An 8,568-nucleotide genomic window follows, 5' to 3' on the forward strand; every position below is an offset into this window, starting at 1 on the left:
TTTTTCTAAAAATAAACAAATGATTAATGCGTTATTTTATCCTAAATGGACTTAATTGTAATTAGCTTTTGACAAGAAAAAACGATTATTTAACTACTTTTAAGGTTCTCAACCTCTGACATAACTCCTTGTATATTTTTCTGAATAATTTCTGTCGAAGCCTGTGTAGTTATAAACACATTTAAAAATAAAATAGCAATTATAGCAACGATAAAGTTATCATAAGGAAAGGTTACTAGTTTTAATTCATGAATGTATGAAATACCCCATAAACATATAATATATGCACAAACAAACCATGTTTGCTTAAATACTTCAATAAAATTATTACGCATAAAAACAAACCAGTAAAAGATACAAGCCAAAGCAACTAATATAACTAAACACAATAAGTTGAAAGTACCAGACCAATATATAAAATATGAGCAAGATATAAATCCTAAATAACCAAATAACTTGTAAAAAGGTAGTTTAAACTTCCTCTCTATTTCAGGGAATTTATCTCTAAAGATAATCAAAACTACTGGCCCTGATAAACAACTAAATAAAACTAAAGATGATAAAAAGTTTACTAAAGTTGTCCAAGTTGGAAACTGAAATAAAAAGAGCAAGCCCACAAAAAAGTTAATCCAAATACAAAATATAGGTACATGGTTTTTATTTAATCTTGTTAAAACTGATTTTTTGAAAAACTCTAATCCGAAAGCTTGAAGAATCCTACCTGTAACAGCAGTATAAACATTGCCTGTCCCTAATGGCGCAACCATAGCATCTATAAACAATATCGTATAGATAATATGTAAACTAAATAAGCTCAACAAGCCTAATAAAGGTGCCACACCTCCATCAAACCCTTTTACAGATCCAGGTATACAAAACATAAAAAGCAACGATAAAGATACATACATTGTCAGGCCAACTACTACAGGAGCTACTAGAGATAAAGGAATCGCTAGTTTTGGATTTTTTGCAGAATTAGCCACTATTAGACCATTCTGAAAACCAAAGAAAGCAAAAGCCAAGCCAGAACCAGTAATAGCCAATAATATATGCTCAAAATTAACAGTAATATGTGATGTATTTGCATGATAGTTTTTAAAAGACCCATAAACAGCTAGCATCCCTACAGCAATAGCTATCGGCAAAAAAATCTTCCAGATACTAACTATTGAATTAATCTTTGCAACATTTTTCAACTGGTAAGTATTAAGATAAGTTAAACCTAACATAATAAAAAATGCTATAGAAACTCCAAAGTATGATAAGAAAACTCCTTTAGAACTAGAGTTAACAAAGCTTGGAAACCAAAACCCTAAATACTGAACTACTGACTGAGCTTCTAATGGTAAGTAAACCAAATAACTTACCCAACCCAAAGTAACAAATAAGAACCCTAATGTTCGAGAATGTGTAATTCGTAAAAAACGCATAGCTCCTGACACTATAGGTAGCATAGAAGCAACCTCTGCAAAACATAGAGCTACAAGTAAAGTAAGAAAAGCTGTAATAAGCCATGAAATTATAACGCCTTGGCCAGCTGTCTGAAATCCATAATATGGAGAAAATAGCCATCCACTGCCAATCATTCCACCAGTAGATATGAAGATAACTGCTATAGTAGATAGTTTTTTCATACTTATAAATCTATGTTTTATACCTATATATCAGTATAACTAATAGGTTATAAAAGTAATACAAATAAAATAATCCTTAATTGATCTAATTAGAAAAATAAATTCATTATCTGACGTTTAAATTGGAAATCTGAATATTCAACGCCTACAAAATATAAACCATGCGCTTTTGCTGTTTCAGCTGCTTGAGTTCGATCTTTTGCATCTAAAAGTTCTTTAATCCATTCTGGCGATTGTAAACCTAAGCCTACTTTTAGTAATGATCCTACTAAGTTTCTAATCATATGATGTAAAAAAGCATTTCCAATAACTTCAAAAACTATAAAATTTCCTTGTTTAATAAACTCAGCTTTTTGAATATTTCTAAATGGTGTATTAGATTGGCACTGTGATGATCTAAAAGAACTAAAGTTCTGTTCTCCTAAAAGATACTCACAAGCTTGATTCATTTTGAGAATATCAAGTTTACGATTTTCCCATAAACAATGCTCTGCAAAAATAGGTGAGCTTATCGTAGAGTTATATATAACGTAATTATATGTTCTATTTATTGCAGAGAATCTTGAATTAAAATTATTATCAACCTCTCTTATATCTAATATCTTAATAGCTTTCGGCAATAAAGCATTAGCGCCTCTTTGCCAAGCACTTAAAGGTCTGTCAGCATCTGAATAGAAATTAACAATCTGCGAAGTAGCATGAACTCCTGTATCTGTTCTACCGGCGCAAGTTACTTCTATATTATGATTTGCAATTTTAGATAAAGCTTTTTCTAGCTCTTCCTGAACGCTGGGAGAATGAGACTGTCTTTGCCATCCACAATAGTTCTTTCCAAAGTATTCTATTTGTAGTAAGTAGTTTTTCATAAATTTTATATATAAATAATATAAATGAGTATTGTATCAAAAATTTAACTATCTATTTTATCTTTAAGTTCAACAAATTAGCCTAATTCAGTTTATTATGTAGAGTTTTTAGGTATATCTGCTGCTGAAGGGCTATTGCTGCATACTGGTAGATCATATTTATTGTTCTTAGAACCTCTATTTGTTATACATGGAACTTTTGAAATACCACATTCTTTAATATAAGATGACTTACTTTTAAACTTGACATTACTCAGGTCATTATCAATAAATTCAGAACCACATAAATTAGCAGATCTAAAGTCAACATAATCTATATTGTTATTATAAAAAACAGCATTACTAAAGTTAGTATTATAGAAAACTGATTTTAAAAAAGTAGAATTTTTGATTTCAGAGTCTGATAAGTTTGACTCTGAGAAAGTGCATAAATTTGTGCAATTTAAAGAATTTATAAATATTTTTTTAAGATTTAACCCTGTAGGACGCACATCAAGTTCCATTAACGTCTTAAGAATTTCACCACGACCATGGTTTTTCTCATTGAGTATAAAATCAAAACCATTCTGTATTATTCTTAATTTATTAAGTTCTAAATTTGATTCACTAATTTTATTACCCACATACAAGTTATATCCTGCAAATATAAAGGTTCCCAAGGCAATAATCTTACCTATTTCAAAAGCCTCTCTCTTTAAGAAAAAAAACTTTTTAAGAAATTTTTTCATGATGAAAAATCAGCCAACATTAGATCTCATAAATAAAAGAATAGCATAAATATTATTTGTATTCACTATATACAAAAACCTCTCAGGTGTGCAAAACCACTTTATAAATAGAATTTATAGCTGAACTCTATGCTAATCTTTGAGCTCTTTTAAATTAAGCCATCTTTGAATACTAGCTCTAAAATATTCTTCAACAGACGAGTATTGATATTTTTTATCTACTTCTAAAATATTAATAGAAATTTTTCCATTGCGCATTTGTAGATAAGCATATCCTATTATTAACTCTCTTTTGAAAAGTAGAAAATGTGTATTAGAGCTATCATTTTTTAGACTCTTATACTCTATATTTAAATCATATTTGCTATGATACTGAGCTACTTTATCCCACTCAAGCTCTGTAAAAGCTTTGCATATTTTTATACCATCCCAGCCAGCTTTCTCTTCAATATGAGTAACAAAATCAGTCTTAGCAATAGAATATGCAGTTATGTCATTTTGATATTTTTTAGCCAAATTTTTCTTCAAACTCTCATATGCTAATCTATCTCGAGTATGAGTTCGCATCCAATCTCTAAATTTTAGATGCCGATCTATCTCAGAATTACCTTTTTCAAAAATATGGACATGAAAAGCATTTTCTTTAATAAAAAATCTTCTCATAAAAAAGCCATATTCACCTTTAACAATATAGCCTAGCTTTGTCATATTAATATTACAAAGATCAACTTTAGCAAGATCATTAACAACAATAAGAATATCTATTATAGGCTTAGCATATATTTTTGGAATACTTGTGGAACCAATATGATGTAATTCTAAACAATTATTCCCTAGAATATTTTTTAGACTTTGAGCTTCTAACTGAAATTTTTTACTCCAAGATGGATTATGTGACTCAAGCTTAATCATAGAAACTTATAATTTATCTAAAAATTATTCAACTTTCCCATGACACTGCTTATATTTTTTACCAGAACCGCATAGACAAGGATCATTTCTTTTTATCTTAGGTCCTTCTCTTTTAACTTGCTGGACTTTAGGAGCTTCTTCTTGTTGTAGCTCTTGCTCATCTTCTCTTTGGTTATTATCAATGATACTCTCATGCTCTGCTTTAATATCACCCATAGATTCTTTCCACTCTTCTTGAGCTCGTTGAGTTTCTTCCTCCGTAGAGATTCTGATCTTAGCTAGAGAAGATATAACTTCATATTTAAAGCTATCAAGCATACTTGAGAAAAGTTCAAAAGCTTCTTTCTTATACTCATTTTTAGGATCTTTCTGGGCATAGCCACGTAGATTGATACTATTACGTAAATGATCTATCGAACTTAAATGCTCACGCCAGTGATTATCTAAACCTTGTAATAACGAGAATTTTTCAAATTGTTTAACAGCCTCTGCTTCTAGCTCTTTTGTTTTTTCATCAAACTCTAGAGTGATTGCTTCTCTTACAAGCCTTTTTAGATCTTCCTCACCAAGATTATCATTTTCTTTATAAAGCTTCTGTAAATCAACCTCTATCATAAAGTCAGATTTAAGAGCTTTTTCTAAACCTTCTAAGTCCCATAGCTCGTGCATAGAACCTGCTGGAACATAATCATGGAATAGCTGTTCTGCTACATCTATACGGATATCCGCTAAGATATCGCTAACATCCTCAGCATCTAAGAAAGCTTGTCTTTGCTCATAGATAACTTTACGCTGTGTATTTACAACATTATCATACTCTAAAAGATTCTTACGAATATCAAAGTGATAATTCTCTACCTTGCCTTGAGCTTTTGAAATAACTTTTGACATAAATCCAAATGCTAAAGACTCTCCACCTTTTAGACCTTTTTTAACTCTCTCAGCCATACCTTGAGATGCAAAGATTCTTAAAAGATTATCATCCATAGATAAATAAAATTTACTTTCACCAGGATCACCTTGACGAGCAGCACGCCCTCTTAACTGATTATCAATCCTACGTGAGTCATGTCTTTCTGAACCTATGATGCATAAACCACCAGCATTTTTAACAGTTTCATTACGCTGCTGCCATTCTGTTTTGATCTTAGCAATATCTTCTTCAGTAGCATCTTCTAACTCAGCAATCTCAACTTCCCAGTTACCACCAAGGATAATATCTGTACCACGACCAGCCATGTTTGTTGCAATTGTTACATTACCAGGATAACCTGCCATTGCAATAATGCCTGCTTCTTTTTCATGTTGCTTAGCATTTAGGACATTGTGTTTGATTTTTTTCTTCTTTAATAAAGTAGATAGAACTTCAGATGCTTCAATAGACGCAGTACCAACTAATATCGGCTGACCTCTAGAGATTCTCTCTTTGATATCAACAACTATAGCATCAAACTTTTCTCTAACACTTCCGTAGATCTCATCATGATGATCTTTTCTAATTAGAGGTTTATTCGTAGGTATAATTATAACTTCTAAGTTATAAATAGAATGAAGCTCAAAAGCCTCAGTATCTGCAGTACCTGTCATACCTGCTATTTTATTATATAGTTTAAAGAAATTTTGGAATGTGATAGATGCCATTGTTTGGTTTTCAGCATTTATCTTAACACCTTCTTTTGCTTCTATCGCTTGGTGTAGACCATCTGACCATCTACGTCCAGGCATTGCTCTACCAGTACTTTCATCAATAATTACAACTTCTTGATCACGTACTATATAGTCAACGTTTAGTTGATATAGAGATTGTGCCCTTAAACAAGCATTTAAATAATGCATTTTTGTAATATTATGTGGGCTATAAAGGTTATCATCTTCCTCAAGTACGCCTTCTTTTTTAAGCATACCTTCGATCTTTGCATAACCTTTTTCTGTTAGATATGCATTTTTAGATTTCTCATCAACGTAGAAATCTTTCTGTTCTTGGCCTTCCTCAACTTCTTCTTTATCTTGCTTTTCCAAGAAAGGTACTAATCTATTAAAAAGGTTGTACATGTCAGAACTATCATCAGAAGCTCCAGAAATTATTAGAGGAGTTCTTGCTTCATCAATTAGGATTGAGTCAACCTCATCTATAATTACATAATTACGGCTTCTTTGAACTTGTTGCTCTTTTTCATAAGCCATATTATCTCTAAGATAGTCAAAACCAAACTCATTGTTTGTACCATAAGTAATATCACAAGCATAAGACTCTTTGCGTTGCTCAGGATCTAGATCAGCAACAATTACACCTACCGTAAGCCCTAGAAACTCATAAATTTCACTCATTAGTTCAGCATCACGCTTTGCAAGATAGTCATTCACTGTAATTACATGGACACCTTCGCCAGTCAATGCATTTAGATATGCAGGTAATGTCGCTACTAACGTTTTACCTTCACCAGTTCTCATCTCAGCTACTTTACCTTGATGTAGAACTATACCTCCAATCAGCTGAACATCATAGTGACGCATATTTTTAGTTCTTTTTGCGGCTTCTCTCACAGTTGCAAATGCTTCTGGTAGCAAACTATCTAAAGTCTCACCTTTTGCTAATCTTTCTCTGAATTCAGTTGTTCTAGCTTTAATCTGCTCGTCTGTAAGTTTTTCAACTTCAGCTTCTAATGAATTAATCTTTTCAACCGTTTTAGAAATCTTTTTTATAAACCTATCGTTACGACTGCCAATAATTTTTTGAACTAAACCTAACATTATTATTTAACCAACTCTCTTATAAAAATTTACAATAAATATAATACTCTGAAGATACATTATATAGAGTTTATAAGAAATTTAAATTAAGATAGATACAATATTATAACAATTATAGGCAAACTTATAATAATGAGGTATTTATTTATTAGCTTAGCCTGTATAACAATTCTAGGATGTAGTACTCCAACTGAGTATTATAACCCACTTAATTTTAATAATAATGAGACAAAGAAATCTACACCTAAAATATCTCATAATATAAGTAAACCTAAGCCAATAGCTCCTTTATGGTTTACAAATGGACAAAATAATTCAGATAACCTACTATATGGTTTTGGAACTGGCGATACTTTGGATCAAGCAACAAATAATGCTCTAGCAGATATGACTCAAAGGTTACAAGTGGTAGTCTCTTCGACTACAAGCTTTGAAAACATTATAAATAACAATAATGTCTCACAAAAATTAATCCAACAAGTTACAACACATACAACTAAATTTAATATCCCTAATTATAATATTATCAATCAAACAAAATCGTATGATACTTACTATATTGAGATACAAATCAATAAGCAACAAACTATCAGCAACTTGCAAAATATTATAAAAAGTAATCTGAATCAAGCAATCGAATCTTTTACTAATATCAAAAATAAAAGCTCTCTTTATAGATTTGATATAGCACAAAATGTAAATAATAATATTAGAATTATAAAAAGCAGCCTTCGAACATTACTAATACTATCTCCTAATATAAATATTGAACAGCAAATGATAAAGCTAAACAATATAGATAACGAACTAATTAATCTCAAAAGAAGTATACAAATATATGTTGATAAACAAAATAGTGGATTTTTTTATGACTCGTTAGAAAAATTTCTAAAAGTTAATAACTATACAATAGTTAATAATAAAGACCTCGCAAATATTTATATCGCTCTAAAATTAGAAAACTATAACAGCTCCTATAAAGATAAAAATTACTGTCTTGATAATAAAATTGAGCTTCAAGTTACTGATAAAACTTCAGGACAAATATATCCAAAACAATACAATGTTAAAGTATGCTCAAAGCAAGGTCGATCAGTAGCTATAGACAAAGCGACTCAAATATTCTATTCTCAGTTAGAGAATACAAAAAGAGTTTACTAAAAATAATGAGCATAAAAATAGTCCCTGAAAAGGTTGCTAAAATTAACTCACATAAAACCCGAAAAAAAATAACTAATTCAACTTATGCGAGTAAAGAGCTAATAAGTAAAGTATCACATCTTAAAACAACTCTTGAAGTTGCAAATAAAGAGCTACAGAAATTAAATCTACCATATTTAAATGAAACCGAAATTGTCTTTTATTCTCCACAAAAAATTATCCTGCAAAGTGATAGAGAGATATTAAAATCAAAAGTTAAAGAACTACATGATCAGTTTATACATAGATTAAATAATACAACCTTCTTTTCAAAGGTTAATAAAATAGACGTAACTATAGATTATAATAAGCCCAAGGAAGGTAAAACCATAAAAGTTAATAAATATACAAAAGAAGCGATAGAAAAATTAAAAAAAAATTTAGAGTTATAGATTATTTTTCGACCCTTTACAGACTTTTGTGTAAATTTTTCATAGGCTACCAATCCTATCTTCAAATTTAATCATAAAATGTGCA

Annotated in this window: 7 protein-coding genes; 2 read left to right on the forward strand and 5 right to left on the reverse strand. The window is 30.4% G+C overall.

Features of this window, described 5'->3' with window-relative positions:
- Positions 1–89: 89 nt before the first annotated feature.
- From AB8E56_RS05690 to secA, 5 genes are all read right to left on the reverse strand, one after another.
- Positions 90–1,634, reverse strand: coding sequence for an APC family permease (locus AB8E56_RS05690; RefSeq protein WP_329478926.1), 1,545 nt, complete (start codon positions 1,632–1,634; stop codon positions 90–92).
- Between the two features lie 89 nt (positions 1,635–1,723).
- Positions 1,724–2,500, reverse strand: coding sequence for a tRNA pseudouridine(38-40) synthase TruA (gene truA, locus AB8E56_RS05695; protein ID WP_329478928.1), 777 nt, complete (start codon positions 2,498–2,500; stop codon positions 1,724–1,726).
- A gap of 95 nt (positions 2,501–2,595) precedes the next feature.
- Complete coding sequence (locus tag AB8E56_RS05700) at positions 2,596–3,228, reverse strand: pentapeptide repeat-containing protein (protein ID WP_329478930.1); 633 nt, start codon at positions 3,226–3,228, stop codon at positions 2,596–2,598.
- A gap of 132 nt (positions 3,229–3,360) precedes the next feature.
- A complete protein-coding gene (locus tag AB8E56_RS05705; protein ID WP_329478932.1) occupies positions 3,361–4,140 on the reverse strand; it encodes a GrpB family protein in 780 nt (259 codons plus the stop codon).
- Between the two features lie 24 nt (positions 4,141–4,164).
- Entirely contained in the window at positions 4,165–6,891 is a 2,727-nt protein-coding gene (secA, locus tag AB8E56_RS05710; protein WP_329478934.1) for a preprotein translocase subunit SecA, read from the reverse strand.
- Between the two features lie 132 nt (positions 6,892–7,023).
- Here secA and AB8E56_RS05715 point away from each other — a divergent pair, with 132 nt between their 5' ends.
- Positions 7,024–8,052: an LPP20 family lipoprotein gene (locus tag AB8E56_RS05715; RefSeq protein ID WP_329478936.1), complete on the forward strand. Its 1,029-nt coding sequence runs from the start codon at positions 7,024–7,026 to the stop codon at positions 8,050–8,052.
- A gap of 5 nt (positions 8,053–8,057) precedes the next feature.
- Entirely contained in the window at positions 8,058–8,483 is a 426-nt protein-coding gene (locus tag AB8E56_RS05720; protein ID WP_329478938.1) for a hypothetical protein, read from the forward strand.
- Positions 8,484–8,568 lie beyond the last annotated feature (85 nt).

Origin of the sequence: Francisella sp. 19X1-34 (assembly GCF_041102755.1) — a bacterium.
Lineage (GTDB): Bacteria > Pseudomonadota > Gammaproteobacteria > Francisellales > Francisellaceae > Francisella.

Bases quoted from the DNA above. Each gene is read 5' to 3' on its own strand.
- AB8E56_RS05715 (WP_329478936.1), top strand. From the start codon at position 7,024: ATGAGGTATTTATTTATTAGCTTAGCCTGTATAACAATTCTAGGATGT.
- AB8E56_RS05705 (WP_329478932.1), bottom strand. From the start codon at position 4,140: ATGATTAAGCTTGAGTCACATAATCCATCTTGGAGTAAAAAATTTCAG.
- secA (WP_329478934.1), bottom strand. From the start codon at position 6,891: ATGTTAGGTTTAGTTCAAAAAATTATTGGCAGTCGTAACGATAGGTTT.
- AB8E56_RS05700 (WP_329478930.1), bottom strand. From the start codon at position 3,228: ATGAAAAAATTTCTTAAAAAGTTTTTTTTCTTAAAGAGAGAGGCTTTT.
- AB8E56_RS05720 (WP_329478938.1), top strand. From the start codon at position 8,058: ATGAGCATAAAAATAGTCCCTGAAAAGGTTGCTAAAATTAACTCACAT.
- AB8E56_RS05690 (WP_329478926.1), bottom strand. From the start codon at position 1,634: ATGAAAAAACTATCTACTATAGCAGTTATCTTCATATCTACTGGTGGA.
- truA (WP_329478928.1), bottom strand. From the start codon at position 2,500: ATGAAAAACTACTTACTACAAATAGAATACTTTGGAAAGAACTATTGT.